This is a genomic window from Arthrobacter sp. MPF02, from assembly GCF_046605375.1.
Lineage (GTDB): Bacteria > Actinomycetota > Actinomycetes > Actinomycetales > Micrococcaceae > Arthrobacter.
On the sequence record NZ_CP176772.1, the window covers coordinates 774322 to 788847 of the forward strand.

Annotated in this window: 12 protein-coding genes, 1 tRNA gene, 5 pseudogenes and 1 riboswitch; of the genes and pseudogenes, 6 read left to right on the top strand and 12 right to left on the bottom strand. The window is 64.7% G+C overall.

The window, feature by feature from the left end; genetic code table 11:
• Positions 1 to 89: 89 nt before the first annotated feature.
• From ACLH0K_RS03760 to ACLH0K_RS03770, 3 genes and pseudogenes are all read right to left on the bottom strand, one after another.
• Positions 90 to 664 (bottom strand): annotated as a pseudogene (locus tag ACLH0K_RS03760) (DNA polymerase V subunit UmuC); the annotation flags it as partial.
• A pseudogene (locus tag ACLH0K_RS03765) lies at positions 657 to 1070 on the bottom strand (LexA family protein). The pseudogenes ACLH0K_RS03760 and ACLH0K_RS03765, both read right to left, overlap by 8 nt.
• A 91-nt stretch (positions 1071 to 1161) precedes the next feature.
• Positions 1162 to 1851: a hypothetical protein gene (locus tag ACLH0K_RS03770; protein ID WP_411375521.1), complete on the bottom strand. Its 690-nt coding sequence runs from the start codon at positions 1849 to 1851 to the stop codon at positions 1162 to 1164.
• A gap of 209 nt (positions 1852 to 2060) precedes the next feature.
• Here ACLH0K_RS03770 and ACLH0K_RS03775 point away from each other — a divergent pair, with 209 nt between their 5' ends.
• A complete protein-coding gene (locus ACLH0K_RS03775; protein ID WP_411375522.1) occupies positions 2061 to 2372 on the top strand; it encodes a hypothetical protein in 312 nt (103 codons plus the stop codon).
• A gap of 168 nt (positions 2373 to 2540) precedes the next feature.
• Here ACLH0K_RS03775 and ACLH0K_RS03780 read toward each other — a convergent pair whose 3' ends face one another.
• Entirely contained in the window at positions 2541 to 3044 is a 504-nt protein-coding gene (locus ACLH0K_RS03780) for a nucleoside deaminase (RefSeq protein WP_411375523.1), read from the bottom strand.
• A gap of 60 nt (positions 3045 to 3104) precedes the next feature.
• On the opposite strand from ACLH0K_RS03780, the gene ACLH0K_RS03785 reads away from it, so the two are divergent.
• Both ACLH0K_RS03785 and upp read left to right on the top strand, forming a co-directional pair.
• Positions 3105 to 3920, top strand: coding sequence for a phosphatase PAP2 family protein (locus tag ACLH0K_RS03785; protein ID WP_411375524.1), 816 nt, complete (start codon positions 3105 to 3107; stop codon positions 3918 to 3920).
• Between the two features lie 12 nt (positions 3921 to 3932).
• Positions 3933 to 4568, top strand: a complete 636-nt coding sequence (gene upp / locus ACLH0K_RS03790) for a uracil phosphoribosyltransferase (protein WP_407708982.1) — start codon at positions 3933 to 3935, stop codon at positions 4566 to 4568.
• Positions 4569 to 4709: 141 nt separating this feature from the next.
• On the opposite strand, the gene ACLH0K_RS03795 is transcribed toward upp, so the two are convergent.
• Positions 4710 to 5459, bottom strand: a complete 750-nt coding sequence (locus ACLH0K_RS03795) for a hypothetical protein (RefSeq protein WP_411375525.1) — start codon at positions 5457 to 5459, stop codon at positions 4710 to 4712.
• A gap of 5 nt (positions 5460 to 5464) precedes the next feature.
• Positions 5465 to 5626: riboswitch (cyclic di-AMP (ydaO/yuaA leader) on the bottom strand.
• An 840-nt stretch (positions 5627 to 6466) separates the two neighbouring features.
• Here ACLH0K_RS03795 and ACLH0K_RS03800 point away from each other — a divergent pair.
• A complete protein-coding gene (locus tag ACLH0K_RS03800; protein ID WP_411375526.1) occupies positions 6467 to 7330 on the top strand; it encodes a winged helix-turn-helix domain-containing protein in 864 nt (287 codons plus the stop codon).
• Positions 7331 to 7383: 53 nt separating this feature from the next.
• The gene (locus tag ACLH0K_RS03805; RefSeq protein ID WP_411375527.1) at positions 7384 to 7911 is read left to right on the top strand and encodes a SixA phosphatase family protein; all 528 of its coding nucleotides are present in this window, start codon (positions 7384 to 7386) and stop codon (positions 7909 to 7911) included.
• Positions 7912 to 7962: 51 nt separating this feature from the next.
• On the opposite strand, the gene ACLH0K_RS03810 is transcribed toward ACLH0K_RS03805, so the two are convergent.
• The 6 genes and pseudogenes from ACLH0K_RS03810 to ACLH0K_RS03835 all read right to left on the bottom strand — a co-directional run bounded on the left by ACLH0K_RS03810 (position 7963) and on the right by ACLH0K_RS03835 (position 11714).
• A complete protein-coding gene (locus tag ACLH0K_RS03810; RefSeq protein ID WP_411375528.1) occupies positions 7963 to 8553 on the bottom strand; it encodes a hypothetical protein in 591 nt (196 codons plus the stop codon).
• 8 nt (positions 8554 to 8561) lie between these two features.
• Positions 8562 to 9203 (bottom strand): annotated as a pseudogene (locus tag ACLH0K_RS03815) (TetR/AcrR family transcriptional regulator).
• Between the two features lie 43 nt (positions 9204 to 9246).
• Positions 9247 to 9688: pseudogene (locus ACLH0K_RS03820) on the bottom strand (YhgE/Pip family protein); the annotation flags it as partial.
• A gap of 27 nt (positions 9689 to 9715) precedes the next feature.
• Positions 9716 to 9996, bottom strand: a pseudogene (locus ACLH0K_RS03825) (ABC transporter ATP-binding protein); the annotation flags it as partial.
• A 69-nt stretch (positions 9997 to 10065) separates the two neighbouring features.
• Positions 10066 to 11520: a dihydrolipoyl dehydrogenase family protein gene (locus tag ACLH0K_RS03830; RefSeq protein WP_411375529.1), complete on the bottom strand. Its 1455-nt coding sequence runs from the start codon at positions 11518 to 11520 to the stop codon at positions 10066 to 10068.
• Positions 11521 to 11640: 120 nt separating this feature from the next.
• Positions 11641 to 11714, bottom strand: a tRNA-Arg gene (locus ACLH0K_RS03835).
• 277 nt (positions 11715 to 11991) lie between these two features.
• Between ACLH0K_RS03835 and ACLH0K_RS03840 the strand changes: the two genes are divergently transcribed.
• Positions 11992 to 13818, top strand: a complete 1827-nt coding sequence (locus tag ACLH0K_RS03840; RefSeq protein WP_411375530.1) for a phosphoenolpyruvate carboxykinase (GTP) — start codon at positions 11992 to 11994, stop codon at positions 13816 to 13818.
• Between the two features lie 215 nt (positions 13819 to 14033).
• Here the strand turns inward: ACLH0K_RS03840 and ACLH0K_RS03845 are convergent, their stop codons facing one another.
• On the bottom strand, positions 14034 to 14522 hold the full coding sequence (locus tag ACLH0K_RS03845) for a hypothetical protein (RefSeq protein WP_411375531.1): 489 nt from the start codon (positions 14520 to 14522) through the stop codon (positions 14034 to 14036).
• Positions 14523 to 14526 lie beyond the last annotated feature (4 nt).

Genomic DNA, 14526 nt, shown 5'->3' on the forward strand with positions numbered 1-14526 from the left:
GCGCCGAACAGAGTTCAGGGAAGTACCCCGTCAGTTCCTTCCCTTGCCGGGACCACAGCGTGGCGCCGCGGTCATCCCGGACTGCAACGCACCTGTACCCGTCCCACTTGGGTCTCCCGTTCCGGGGCGGGGACGGAGTCCCAGCGGCAAAGCCCGCCGAAGGCCTTGTTGTTCTTCGCCCACTTGTTGGCCAGCTTCGCCAGCGTCTTCGTCGCGTGCGATGCCGACGCAAACCGGCACGCCGACATTCCGCCGGACGGCCGCTTTCAACAACCGGCCCATCGCCAGCAGGTCTGCAGGGGAACCTTTGACGCCGAGGAAGGCCTCGTCGATGCTGTAAACCTCCAGCCAGGCCGAGTACCGGCTCAGCAGTTCCATCACCCGGGAGCTGATATCGCCATACAGTTCGTAGTTGCTCGACAGTGCGACCAGGCCCCATTATTTGGCCCTCGGGGCCAGCTTTAACCAGGGATCGCACATGCCGATGCCCAGCGCCTTGGCTGCGGGGGAGCGGGTGACCGCGCAGCCGTCGTTGTTGGACAGCACGATCACGGGCTTGCCTTTCAAGGAAAGGGGCTTACGCACGCTCCGCCGAGGCGTAGAAGCAGTTCACGTCCACGTGAGCGATCTGCGGCATGTGCCGCATCAGGGCCGGCTTAGACATGACGCAAGCACCGGACAGCCGTGCCCCAAAATCGTCAGATCGGCCAGGGCCGGCACTTCAATATTCGGGTACGCAGGGTTCTCCGCTTGGAGGATCACTCCCTTCGGAGTGATCCTCAGCCGCTTGATCGTCAACTCGCCGTCCAGGACAGCCACGACCACGGACCCGTCGCGCGGCTCCAGTGCCCGGTCCACGATCAGCTCATCCCCGTCGCTGATCCCGGCCCCCGTCATCGACTCCCCGGACACCCGCACGACGTAAGTGCTGGTGACGTATTTGATCAGGTGTGCATTCAGGTCGATTCGGCCATCAAAGTAGTCCTGCGCGGCGAGGGGAACTCCGCTGCGACCGGCACCGGAGAGATCCTGGAAGGCCATTGACCCAGCCCGTGGGCTGCGGTGCTCATGGTGACGCCGAGTGTGGTGGTGATTAGCGCCGCCCTGCAGCTTGTGGCTGTCTCCGCCCTGTGCCGGCCCGGGAAGTTGTCGCACGACCTGCTAACCCAACTGTGTGCAGGGGTCCACTGTGTTTGACGTCACCGGCAGCCCGTCAGCTCCAGTGCCGGTGAAGTAGAGGTCGTCAAAGTCCCCAGCGGTGCAGAGGCTCCCGTACTCCTCGTTGAACGTGCCGTCGTCGTTGGTGACGTACCGGAAACCGCTGCTACTCGTGATCGGAGTCCCGCCCGGAGGGGTATGAGTAACGGTCTTCATGACGAGGCTGCCCGGCTCCAGCCCCGTTCCGATAACTCGGTAGCAGGCGTCGCTGTCATCGCGGGGCACGGGAGTCGGGTCGTTGTAGCAACGCTCGAACGTCCGGTCCACCACGACCACCAGGGTGCCCGTCGAGACCGGCGTGGCCTCGCATGTCACCGGGCCATCCGAGGTCGAGGTCGTGGTCCGCGTGCTGGTTGGCGTGCCGGATGTTGACTTGCCCTTGTAGGTCGTGGTGGTTGTCGTGGTGGTGGTGCGTTCCTGGCTGTATGTGCCCGGTAGCCCGCTACTGGTGGTGCATGCCATGCCGTCCTGGGGACCGGGCCCGGTTGTCTGGGTGGTATCGGTACACGTCGTCATGCCTTTGGCGAAGGTGCATCCATCCGGCGGGGGCGGTTTGGGCTTGGCGTCGGCGGGAGCCATCACCCCCAGGATCATCAGGCTTGTGGCAACCAGAACACTGAGTAGACGCTTCATGATGTCCTCCAATCAGGACCCAACTTTGAATGCGCTACCTCTTGGATGGACCGCTCGTTGTCCTGCGGCACAAGCACGGAATGGATGAGTCATTAGGAGCGGAGGTTATAAGGCAGCGGAGGCGACTCGTACCGTGGTGTAGAGCGGGATTATACCAAGAGTTCCTCTCGTGGCGGCGCCCCTTCCCCTTAAAGGACCAACTGCTCACTGTGGCGGCCCTTGCGCTCCTCAAAAACCTGGAGTGGACGGCTGCCTTGGTGGGATCGGACCAGGCGGATTTGGAGTACGAGGCAAGGGTGCGCGCCGCCGTCACGGATAACGGACTGGCCCTGTGGATACGCCTTACCGGCGAGCTGCTCGGCGAGGCCCTGGAACGTGCTTGGGGTGCGGCAGACCTGGGCCTCCTTGTGTCGCAGGCCGAAGCCTTCGGCATGGTGGTCACCGGTCGCTTGCCCGCGGAATTTCAGTTGTGGTGCGCGAGGGGACAGGCGCGGTGGAGGCGCTGGGACTGGCCGGGTTGAGGAATGACGACGGCGGCCCTCGCCTTCCAGGTATGGCGGTGCCGCTGCCACCTGATCACCCGGATGCCCCCGCCGCGCTGGCCGCCCGGGATCGGTTGCCCGGCTGGGACCGGACGGCCGCGGCGGTGCTGGCTGCGGTGGAGGGCACTGCCGGATAACGAGACGGTGCTACAACCGGGTCCGGTGGCCGGCGAAGAATTCCCGCAGCAGCACGGCGCACTCCTCCTCGCGCACGCCGGGGTAGACCTCCACCCAGTGATTAAGGCGTCGCTCCCGGAGGACGTCGAACACCGAGCCTGCGGCGCCGGCCTTTTCGTCCCAGGCACCAAAGACCACCCGCGGAATCCGCGCAAGGACAATCGCCCCGGCGCACATGGCGCACGGTTCCAGCGTGACCACCAGCGTGCAGTCGGACAACCGCCAGCCGTCCGCCTGTCCGCCATTCCGTACAGCGCGTTCGCGCAGCCGCTTTGCCGCTTGGCGGATCGCAACCACCTCGGCGTGGGCCGTGGGGTCTCCAAGTTCCTCCCGCTGGTTGCGTCCGAAACCCAGCACCGCGCCGTCGGGACCCAACACCACCGCACCAATCGGCACGTCCTCAGTTGCGAGGGCGCGCCGGGCTTCCGTGAGGGCAAGCCCCATCCAGATGTGGTGTTTTCCATCGGAGACCATGGCTCAATGATAGTTTCGGAGGAAACTTAGAGCCCGTGACCACCATCGCCGGGAGGCACTATGAGCACCGTCAAAGACCGTGTGGATAAGTGGTTCAAGCCGTATGCCGCGCTGTGGCTGACCATGATCATCGGCGGGGTCCTGGTGCTTGCAATGGCGCTGCTTGGCGCCGAGGTGTATTCGGACGTGGTGGACGAGGAGGGGCTCGCGAGGCTGGACATCCCCGCTTTGGACTACTCACAGTCGTTGCGCAACCCGGAGACGGACGCCTTCGTCACCGGCTTCACGAATATTGGCGGCGGCGTGGGGATGCCGATCCTTGCAAGCATTCTCACGGCCTGGCTGACGTTCCTGAGCAGATCGTGGCGGCCCATCATTTTGGTGGGCGGGGCAGCCGCGGTGTCCACAACGGCCACCACCCTCGGCAAGCGGCTGGTGGGCAGGGAGCGCCCGGACCACTCCGAAGCCGTACCGCCGTTCGAAAGCACGCCGTCTTTTCCCAGCGGCCATACACTTAACACCACCGTGGTGATCGGCGTGCTCCTGTACATCATGTGTCTGCAGTTCCGGATGCTCTGGGCCCGGATCACCGCCATCACCGCCGGCGTGATCTTTATCATCGCAATGGGACTTAGCCGGGTGTTCCTGGGGCACCACTGGCTCACCGACGTAATGGCCGGCTGGCTCCTGGGCCTTGCCTGGGTGGGCATGGTGATCCTTGCGCACAGGCTGTTCCACCTGACCAGACGCAGGGAAAATGCAGGTCCCGCGCCCACGTTCGAGCATCCGGTGGTGCGCGACGTCGTGGCCGAGGCCATGCATCACGACCGGCCAGCGGACCGCAGCAGCGGGGGAGGGGCCAACAACGGCGGGTGATAGTTTTTACGCATGCGCACTCTCGTTGTGGACCACCCGCTCGTCGCCCATAAGCTGACCGTCCTGAGGGACAAGAACACCCCGTCCCCGGTGTTCCGCCAGCTGACCGAAGAGCTTGTGACACTCCTCGCCTACGAGGCGACACGCGAGGTCCGCACCGAACCCGTCACCATCGAAACCCCGGTCAGCACCACCGTGGGGACCGCCTTCACCAAGCCAACCCCTCTGGTTGTTCCCATCCTGCGCGCCGGCCTCGGGATGCTTGAGGGCATGACCAAACTGGTGCCTACCGCTGAGGTGGGCTTTTTGGGCATGGCCCGGGACGAGGAGACGCTGGACATCATCACCTATGCCGAGCGTTTGCCGGAAGACCTCACGGGGCGTCAGATCTTCGTACTGGACCCGATGCTGGCCACAGGCGGAACCCTCCGCGAAGCTATCAAGTTCCTGTTCAAGCGCGGCGCCTCGGACGTCACCTGCATCTGCCTGCTGGCCGCACCCGAGGGCTTGGCAAAGCTTGAAGAGGAACTGTCTGATGCAAACGTGACAATTGTCCTGGCATCAATCGACGAGAAGTTGAACGACAAGTCCTACATCGTTCCCGGGCTGGGCGACGCAGGCGACCGCCTCTACGGCATCGCGGGCTGAACGCCCGGCGGCAGGTGCTTGACGGGTTCCGTAAACACAAGCCTTCCGCAATGTGCGGCACGCCCGGCAACAGGTGGGCGGTACAGTACACCCCGGACGCTGATGCGGCCGGGGATGTACAGTGCCTTGCTCAAGCCAGGTTTAGTACCAGTTGTTGGCGTAGTGGAAGTTCAGCGCGCCGCACGGAGACTGGTAGCGCTCCTTGATGTAGTTCAGGCCCCAGTTGATCTGGGTCCGGTAGTTGGTGAGGTAGTCCGGACCGGCACTCGCCATCTTTTCCGCGGGCAGGGACTGGACAATGCCGTACGCGCCGCTGCTGGGGTTGGTGGCCGTGGTGGTCCAGTCTGATTCCTTGTCCCACAGGGTTACCAGGCACTGCATCTGGTCCTGGGCCCAGCCATAGGAAGCGAGCTGTCCGGCGGCGTAGGCCTGAGCACCGGCGGGGTCGTTGACCGCGACGGCGGGAGCCGGTTCGGGTGCCGGAGCCGGTTCGGGTGCCGTGGCCGGTTCGGGTGCCGTGGCCGGGGCGGGTGCCGGCGCGGGCGCAGGAGCCGGCTCAGCAGCGGGTGCCGGTTCGGGCGCAGCTGCCGGGGCGGGTTCGGCGGCCTGCGGAACCACGTTGATGGGAGCCGGAGCGGGGGATTCGGCCGGGTTCGACCGGATCTCGCTCTTCTCGATGCTCATCTGCGCATCCGTGTCCGTAGCGGACGTGGATGCGGCCGGAATCAGTGCATCGGTGGCCTGGCCTGCAGCGCCGACGCCTACAAGCAGCGCAGCGGAGGCTGCAAGGACTGCGGCGCGCTGGCCGAAGCCGAACTTCTTGCCTTCAGGACGCGGGGCATGACTGTTGGAACCGCTTTTCGGGCGCGGTTCAACCGGGAATTTGAACATGATGAATCGCCTCTCACACCTGCGGAGTTAGCTGTCGGGTTCGGATGAGGGCATCCGGCCACACGGAAAAAATCACGTGCTGACTTAACCCCAAGGGCAATCAGTGCCCGGGACGGTGGGTCCCCCGCCTCTGCCTTTGTTCAAGCGGAATCCGGGAAGTGGCAGAGCTTGGCGTCATCCGGATATGCGGTCCGAACGTAAACCGCACTTAATCGAAGGTACAGGAGTGCCCCGGTTAAGTCACATTTAGGTAACGGACATCACGAGGGCGGCGCGTCGTCTTGCGGAAGGTGGCGGACCGTTGGCAGACCCAGAGTTGGGATGAAGGCCCGCGCCGTGACGTTGCCGTGACCCACGCCCACGTGCCCGTTTAGGGGTGATTGCAGAATGGACAAGCCTGGGCCGCTGGCGTCCTCCCGGGGCTGCAGTCCATGCCCGGACTTTGGCACCGCTATTCCAAGCTGAAGCTCAGCCTGGTGGACCTGAAGGCGGGCATGCCGGTAAATTTTTTAACGAGTTTTTACTATCGGGTGGACAAGTGGGATTAGTCAGTCTGCTTACGAGCGAAAAATTGGCAGCCTTGAAGAAAAGTAAAGGTGATTGGCGGCCAACCGAACAATGTTCAGAAAATGACGGTCTCGGAAGACGGTTGCGGGATAACGAGCGTTATTCTTTTGCTACTGACAAAATCGTGATCTGCGCCACAATGGCACTTTCTGTCTCACGATACGGACGATTCGGTCCATTGTTACTTGCAAGTTGCCATTGTTACGCTGCACACTTCCAATGTGAACAAGAACTCAACAGCACCTGCAGCCGCAGAATATTGGCCCAGCACACCAGCTGCTGCCGACATGCGCTGTTGTCGAATGCACGCCTGAACCTTCCCACCCTTCGAAGTTCCTAGGCATTCGCCCCCGGCCCAGCGTAGGGCGCCCCCCAGTTCGCATTGCGGGCAACCAGCATTCGAGCCGCGATGACGGCCTTCACATTGAGGTAAGCATTCCATGTCTGTTGCATCCGGATACGTCCACATCTCCGTCCGTAACGCCGCCAAGGCAGGCCAGTCGTCCGGCCTGCGCCCCGGTTTCGGTACCCGTCCTTCGCTTGCGCCGTCCTCCGGAAGCAGCTATCCAGCCCAGGGCTATGCGCCGCAGGGATACAACCCCAGCTCCTACGGCCAGCTCCGCGCTGTTCCCGCCGCGGACTCCGCTCCCGTAACGGCGCCCACGCCCGTGGTGGCCGGACCCAACGCCGTGCGCCCTGTCGCCAATGACAACGTTGCCCGGGGCTTTGTCCTCTACATGGGCATTGACGAGGAAACCGCGGCAGCTGCAGGCACCTCCATCGCAAAGCTTGCGCAGGAGATCCGCGCCTACGCGCAGTCCCTCGTGACCGGCGCAGAGAGCTATGCCGCCGTCGCCGTTGCCCCGGCCGGCACCCCGGGTTCCGCGCTCGACGTCGTACGCTCCACCTTTGGCGACCCAACCGTGAACTCCCGCCAGCGCACCGAGACGCCCCGCCCGCAGCAGCCGCAGGAGCCGCGTCCGTCCGGCGTCCTGATCGACCTTGCCCGGCGTGAAGTCCACCTCGACGGCGAATCACTCAACCTGACGTTCAAGGAGTTCGAACTCCTGAACTACCTGGTGGAAAACGGAACCCGTACGGTGGGCCGAGACGAACTGCTCGAAGGGCTGTGGCGGAACGCCGAGGAAGTCCCCAACGAGCGGACCATCGACGTCCACATCCGCCGCCTCCGTTCCAAGCTGGGCCGCCTCGCGAACACCGTCCGCACCGTCCGCGGCCAGGGCTACCGGTTCTACGAGCACCCGGAGGTAGTGGTCTGGGCCGCTCCGGAGTACTCGATCTGATCCTGCACGGGCGCCCGCCCCAAGGGGCGGGCGCCGTTCGTTAAGCTTGGCCCATGAGTGAGCACCATCTTCGCCGGCTAGTGATCATGCGCCATGCCAAGGCCGACTGGCCGGGCGGAGTGGCGGACCACGAGCGTCCGCTGGAGGAGCGCGGGCACCAGGAAGCGCCGCTGGCAGGCCGCTGGCTGCTCAAGCACAACATCGTTCCCGACTTCATCCTCTGCTCCAGCGCCCTGCGCACCCGGCAGACCTGTACCTGGGTCTGCTCCGAACTGGGGGATAAGGCGCCCACGCCGAAGCTTGAGGACGGGCTGTACGCCGCCTCCGCGCTCCGGATGCTGTCCGTCATCAACCATGTTCCCGATACCGTCACTACCCTCATGCTCATCGCGCACCTGCCGGGCGTCCAGGATCTTGCCATGCACCTGGCGTCCCGGGACTCGGACCATGGCGCCTACATGGACGCAGCCACGCGGTTCCCCACCAGCGCATTCACCGTACTGGAAACTGAGAAGCCCTGGGCCGAGCTGGACGGCCAGGACGCCAGGATCACAAGATTCGAGGTCCCCCGCGCCCATTAGCTGCCATGCCCGCCCAATGCTGCCATGCCCGTCCAATGCCGGTATGGCGGGTCAGCGGCGCGGAGCCGTGCCCGGCTTTGCCGCGGGCTTACGGGCAGTGACAGCGGACGACGACGGCCGCTTGGCTGCCGCCGGCAGGCGCGAGGGGGCGCGGGAACCGGAAGTCCGCCGGGCAGGTGCCGCCTTGGTTACAGTCCGGGGTGCGGCAGGCCGCTGTTTGGCGGCGGCCCGTCCGCGCGTTGATGTCAATGGCTTGCCCGAAGGCCAGGCAGCCCCGGCGAACAGGACCAGCAGGGTCCCTGCAGCGGAGGCCGCGGCGCCGATGAAGTAATGGTCGGGGTCGTCAGTGGGCAGGGGCGTCCCCAGGAACGACGACTGCCCGTCATAGGAGAGCTCCCAGGTTCCGAGGAAGGCGAGGGCGCATCCCAGGGTGAGACTCGTCCCGGCGCCGGCGGCCAGCAGCACTGCCCGCCTTCCCCGCACCAGCACCTCGGCCAGGGCTGACAGGCAGGCCAGCGCCAGGACGCCCGCGAACGCGACGAACACCGGCATCGCGAGGGTCATCCCGGTGAGGACCAACAGGCCCGCTGCCACGATGCCGGCGATGACCGCCAGTTTTCCGCTGCTCCCCATATGGCTCATGGCCACCATCATTCCTGAGGGGCGTCCGGCCGGAGCGCGTAGCCGCGCATGATTGCCATAATTGCCGCAACGCTTTGGTCACGGGTGCGCTCCGGGTTGTACGTCTGGCGGTCCAGGCCAACAAAAAAGCAGGCACCGAAAATGGCGGTTTCCAGACTTCCGCGGGACACCGACTGATCCACGGGGTAGGCCTTGGCCACGTTCTCCACCGCGTGGGCGATGACCGCGAGCAGTTCGCTCCGCAGCACGGTGAAGGTTCCCTGTCATCCACTCGGGGTGCGCCAGTTTTCGCTCACCCAGAGGCGGGCGAAGGAAGGGTACTGAGCCATGAAGTCCATGGCCTGGCCAATCATGTCCTCCATGGCCAGCAGCGGGTCCTTTGCCGGCCCTGCCCCTGGCCTCAGCAGGCGTTCCTTGGGGATGTCCACTCCGTGCCGCAGGAGCTGTGCCACGAGTTCGGACTTGCTGCCGAAGTTGTAATAGACGGTGCCTTTGGAGACCCCTGCAGCGGTGGCAATTTCGTCCACTGTGACGTTCGCGGCGCCGCGCTCGCCGATAAGCTCCATGGAGGCGTCAAAGAGCTGTTGGCGGGTAGCGGTGGTTCTTGCCGGTCGCAGTACTTTTGCTGCCGCCGCTCCTGGGTCGGCAATGGTTCCGCTGTACGGCGCTCCCGTGCCCCCGGCGGTCCGGAGGTCATACCGCGATCTCCGGTTTGAGGGACTTTAGCGTCCAGTACTTGTTCCTGCGCACGGCAAGCGTGGACAGCGCCGTTCCCAGCAGCGTGCAGCCAAGGAGACCGATGGCGGTGGGGACAACCATGGACAGATCTGCTCCGTACACCAGATGCCTCGTTCCCGTGACCACATGGCCCATGGGCAGGATCCCAAGCACCACATGGAGCGGCTGCCGGAGCGGTCTGTCAGGGGAACGTGCCGCCGGAGGACACCAGCTGGAGCACCCGCAGGACCAGAACCACCAGTTTGCCGGGGGAAGCGAGCAGCGCCACGATGCCTTGGATAAGGGCGCTGAACGCCATGGCCGCCAGCATAAAGAGCCACATCAGGACCGGGTGGACGGGATTCAGGCCGAGGGCGAGGTATACCACAAGGGTCAGCAGCGTAGCTTGACCGACGGCGCCGGGCAGCTCAGCAGCGGGCTGTCCGTCCTCAAGGACAAAACCGCGTCCCGCCTCCGGCTCGTTGACGCCGGGGGAATCGACCAGGGCGCCGCGAGCCGGAGTTTCCGGGGCCGGTGGAGGCTGTCCCGGCTGGCCATGCCTCCGCTTGGCTTCATCCTGCCGCTGACGGTGAGTGCAAGCGCGGTGCGCTGGTCCTGGCGCGTACCAGTAACGAGGAGCAGTTCCCCACGGTTCACCCGGAATGACGCGGGAGGCAGGAGGGGATCGCGGCGGCCTTTGACATGAAGCTGGTGCGCTGAGAGCAGGATGGCCTCTCACAGGAAAACGCAGCTGCCTCCAGCCGAAATAAACTGACCGGTCAGTGCAAGTAAAAGCTAGAGGCCATATTTCTCCAGCAGCCGGAGCCAGACTTCGCTGATGGTGGGGTAGGACGGCACCGCATGCCAGAGCCGTTCCAGCTGAACCTCGCCCACTACCGCGATGGTGGCGGCGTGGAGCAGTTCCGCAACGTCGGGGCCCGCGAAAGTGGCGCCGAGCAGGACCTTCCGGTCCTCGTCCACCACCAGCTGGGCCCACCCCTCGTAGTTCTCCGAATGCAGCGAGGAACCCGCAACCTGGATGGGAAGCTCAACTGACGAGGCGTTGTACCCGTCCTTCTGCGCCTCCTCCAAAGTGCGGCCAACCGAGGCAAGTTCGGGGTCGGTGAACACAACGCTGGGAACTGCATGCTGATTGGCTGTGTGGGCGTAGCGGCTCCAAGCGGCAGGGCTGCCCGCAAGTTCACCCTTAGCCCGGGCAGCGATGGCGTCACCCGCCGCCCTGGCCTCGTACTTGCCCTGGTGGGTGTAAAGGTTGTGGCCGGCAGCGTCCCCCACGGCATAGAGCCAGGGTTCATCGCCCGCTGTACCCTGCACCAGACCGGAACTGTCCGTAGTGAGGGCCAGCCGGCCCTCCCCGTCCGCTTCGAATCCGACGCTTTCCAGGCCCAGGCCTGCCAGTGCGGGACGGCGGCCCGTGGAAACCAGGACCTTGTCGGCGGTGACGGTGGTGCCGTCGCCCAGTAACAGGCTGAAGGTGCCGTCTTCGTTTCCGGTGATCCGATCTGTGGCGGTGTTGAGGCGGAGTTCCACGCCGTCTGCCCGCAAGCCGGCGGCGACCAGGTGCGCAGCCTCCACGGGGAAGTTGCCCAGCAGTCCGCTCCGGGCAACAAGTGTTACGGCTGATCCCAGGCGCGCGAACGCCTGCGCCAGCTCGGTGCCCGCCACGCCGCCGCCCAGGACGGCGAGACGCCCCGGGATCTCCTCCGCGGACGTGGCTTCCCGTGTGCCCCACACCGGAAGGTCCTTCAGTCCTTCAATTGGGGGAGTGTTCGGTGTGGAACCGGTGGCAAGGACAACAGCGTGCCGGGCTTGGATGCGGTGAGTTGTCCCGTCCAGGCCGGCCACCTCCACAATTTTCGGTGCGGTCAGCCGGGCGTGCCCGCGGATCAGTTCAATTCCCGTGTCCTTGACCCACTGCACCTGGCTGTCATCCTGCCAGTTGGAGGTCATGTAGTCCCGGCGCTTCAGCACTGCCGGTGCATCCAGGGTCCGCGTGACAGCTTCCTTGGCGCCGGGTGTGGTCTGGGCTCCATGCAATGCGGTGCCCGGGCGAAGCAGGGCCTTGGACGGCATGCAGGCCCAGTATGAGCATTCGCCGCCTACAAGTTCCGCTTCCACCAGCACCGCCGCCAGTCCGCCCTGCACAACCCTGCCGGCAACATTTTCCCCAACGGCGCCCGCGCCGATCACCACTACGTCAAACTCGTGCTTTACGGCATCCGGCGTCATGGGGAAAGCCTACGCCGGGGCACCGACAGCCAAGTGACGCTTGCGGACGGAAGCGGGAAGTGCGGTAACAATGCTTAACGCAAAAGGTCCGCACCGGCGAACCGGTGCGGACCTTGTCCGTGCGCCCAAAGGGATTCGAACCCCTGACCTTCTGTTCCGTAGACAGACGCTCTATCCAGCTGAGCTATGGGCGCATCTCGTGTTCCTGGAGAAGAACCGCTCTCCCTGAACCTCGAATTACTTTACGCGAGGTTGGCCGCAGTGCCAAATCGGAAGCTGTGTAATCTGCGCGACTAGACCGGTACAGGTGACCTTTATCACTTAATCGTAGACTTTTCCGCAAATGTTCCTTGTATTTCCGCGGATTGCGATTTCATCAGCACGTTTTAGCCAGCAAACTGCCAAAAATCAGCAGTGGTCCGGACCATAGCATTTAGCACACACCGATCAACCCCGAGGAAGGGAACTGCAATGGGCGATCTGGCGCAGAAGCCGCTGCTTGAGAAAGCACCCACCACACATGCCGGCCTGCTGGCATGGGTCGAAGAGGTTGCTGAGCTCACGCAGCCGGACTGCATCTACTGGGTTGACGGATCCGAGGAGGAAAACACCCGCCTCACCGATGAGCTCGTTGCCGCCGGCACCCTGACCCGGCTGAACCAGGAGCTCTTCCCCAACTCCTTCGCAGCCTTTTCGGACCCCGCTGACGTGGCCCGGGTAGAGGAGCAGACCTTCATCTGCTCCGAGAACAAGCGCGATGCCGGCTTCACCAACAACTGGATGGCCCCGGCCGAAATGAAGGAAAAGCTGCGCGGACTCTTTGCCGGTTCCATGCGCGGCCGGACCATGTACATCATCCCCTTCGTGATGGGCCACCTCGACGCCGAGGACCCGAAGTTCGGCGTCGAGATCACGGACAGCGCCTACGTTGTTGCCTCGATGCGGATCATGGCCCGTATCGGCACCGATGTGCTGAACCGCATCACGGAGACCAATGCCTTCTTCGTCCCGGCACTGCACTCCGTGGGTGCGCCGCTGGAGCCCGGCCAGGAAGACGTTCCGTGGCCGTGCAACCCGGACAAGTGGATCGTCCACTTCCCCGAAGAGCGCTCCATCTGGTCCTTCGGCTCCGGCTACGGCGGCAACGCCCTGCTGGGCAAGAAGTGCTACGCCCTGCGCATCGCCTCCGTCATGGCGCGGGACGAGGGCTGGCTGGCCGAGCACATGCTTATCCTCAAGCTGACCTCCCCGGAGCAGAAAACGTACTGCGTCGCTGCGGCCTTCCCGTCCGCCTGCGGCAAGACCAACCTTGCCCTGCTGGATCCCACCATCAAGGGCTGGAAGGTGGAGACCCTCGGTGACGACATCACTTGGATGCGTTTCGGCAAGGAAGGCGAGCTCCGCGCCGTCAACCCGGAGGCTGGCCTCTTCGGTGTTGCACCCGGTACCGGCTGGGGCACCAACCCCAACGCCATGCGCGCCATTGCCAAGGGCAACAGCATCTTCACCAACGTTGCACTGACCGATGACGGCGGCGTGTGGTGGGAGGGCATGACGGATGAAGTGCCTGCCCACCTGACCGACTGGCAGGGCAACTCCTGGACGCCGGAATCCGGCAAGCCCGCTGCCCATCCGAACTCGCGGTTCTGCACCCCCATCGACCAGATCGACATGCTGGCAGAGGAGTACCACAACCCGGACGGCGTGGAGCTGTCCGCCATCCTGTTCGGCGGCCGCCGCAAGACCACCATTCCGCTGGTCACCGAGGCGCGCAGCTGGTCCAACGGCATCTTCATGGGCTCCACCCTGTCCTCCGAAACCACCGCTGCTGCTGCCGGTGCCGTAGGTGTGGTCCGCCGCGACCCGATGGCGATGCTGCCGTTCATCGGCTACGACGCCGGCGATTACCTGAACCACTGGGTCAACCTGTCCGCCAAGGCCAACCCGGAGCGCCTGCCCAGGATTTTCCTGGTCAACTGGTTCCGCCGGAACTCCGAGGGCGGCTTCGCCTGGCCCGGCTTTGGTGACAACGCGCGTGTCCTAAAGTGGGCCATCGAGCGCCTCGAAGGCAAGGCTGACGCCATCGAAACCCCCATCGGTTTCGTTCCCACCGGTGACTCCATCGACCTCGAGGGCCTGGACATGACCCCGGCGCAGGTCGAGGAGGCCGTCAAGGTCGACCCCGCCGAATGGGCCGCCGAACTCGCCTCGATCGAGGAATGGTTCGCCAACTTCGGCGGATCCCTACCGCAGGCGCTTCAGTCCGAACTGGCAGGCCTGAAGGAACGCCTCTCCTGAGAGGACTGACAAGCTGGCGTACGACGGCGGCCCCGCACCTTGCGTGAAAAGGTGCGGGGCCACCGGCGTCCCACCGATCACTAACCTCGCAAGCCCGCACCGGGCTCCCTGACCTTGCAAGCTAGGTCCGGGACCCTGTGGCGGTTAGGCACTCTGCCGGGTCGATCCGGGTGTCCGGCTCCCGCAGGGCGTCATCTTCATAAGCCGGATGCGGTCTAGTCCACCCAGATAGTGGCTGCGTTCGTGTCGGCTCCCAATTCGCCGAACTCAAAGGTCCTGCCCGCGGTGTTGGCCGCGTAAGGCAGGACGACTGCGAACACTGAACCGTCCCGGTGCTCGGCAGCCACATGGATCGCATCCGAGTCCTCTTCCACCAGCAGGATGTCGCAAACGACGGCGGCCGCGCGGAAGTCCGCACGGTTCTGCCGGAGCAGTGCCTGCAGATCCCTGATCATGGCGTCGGCATCGAAGTCTGCGTCCGTTCCCTCAGGTGCATCGGCGGGAGACACGGCGACAAGACGAACCTCACCGTCGTTCTGGACCGTCAACGCGAACGGCAGGAAGCCGCCGCTGCGCTCGAGTTGCTCCTGGGCGGCGCTGATTCCCGTTCCCAGGAGGTTTTCCAGGTCAGTTGCCGTCGCCTCGGGAACCGAGTCCCGCCAGGCGGACTGTCCCTCAGCACCAGGCTGGATGGCGTCAGCCATGGCA

Coding starts and splice junctions, on each gene's coding strand:
- ACLH0K_RS03780 (WP_411375523.1), bottom strand. CDS start 3,044: ATGGTCTCCGATGGAAAACACCACATCTGGATGGGGCTTGCCCTCACG.
- ACLH0K_RS03845 (WP_411375531.1), bottom strand. CDS start 14,522: ATGGCTGACGCCATCCAGCCTGGTGCTGAGGGACAGTCCGCCTGGCGG.
- ACLH0K_RS03800 (WP_411375526.1), top strand. CDS start 6,467: ATGTCTGTTGCATCCGGATACGTCCACATCTCCGTCCGTAACGCCGCC.
- ACLH0K_RS03840 (WP_411375530.1), top strand. CDS start 11,992: ATGGGCGATCTGGCGCAGAAGCCGCTGCTTGAGAAAGCACCCACCACA.
- ACLH0K_RS03795 (WP_411375525.1), bottom strand. CDS start 5,459: ATGTTCAAATTCCCGGTTGAACCGCGCCCGAAAAGCGGTTCCAACAGT.
- ACLH0K_RS03810 (WP_411375528.1), bottom strand. CDS start 8,553: ATGAGCCATATGGGGAGCAGCGGAAAACTGGCGGTCATCGCCGGCATC.
- ACLH0K_RS03830 (WP_411375529.1), bottom strand. CDS start 11,520: ATGACGCCGGATGCCGTAAAGCACGAGTTTGACGTAGTGGTGATCGGC.
- upp (WP_407708982.1), top strand. CDS start 3,933: ATGCGCACTCTCGTTGTGGACCACCCGCTCGTCGCCCATAAGCTGACC.
- ACLH0K_RS03785 (WP_411375524.1), top strand. CDS start 3,105: ATGAGCACCGTCAAAGACCGTGTGGATAAGTGGTTCAAGCCGTATGCC.
- ACLH0K_RS03770 (WP_411375521.1), bottom strand. CDS start 1,851: ATGAAGCGTCTACTCAGTGTTCTGGTTGCCACAAGCCTGATGATCCTG.
- ACLH0K_RS03805 (WP_411375527.1), top strand. CDS start 7,384: ATGAGTGAGCACCATCTTCGCCGGCTAGTGATCATGCGCCATGCCAAG.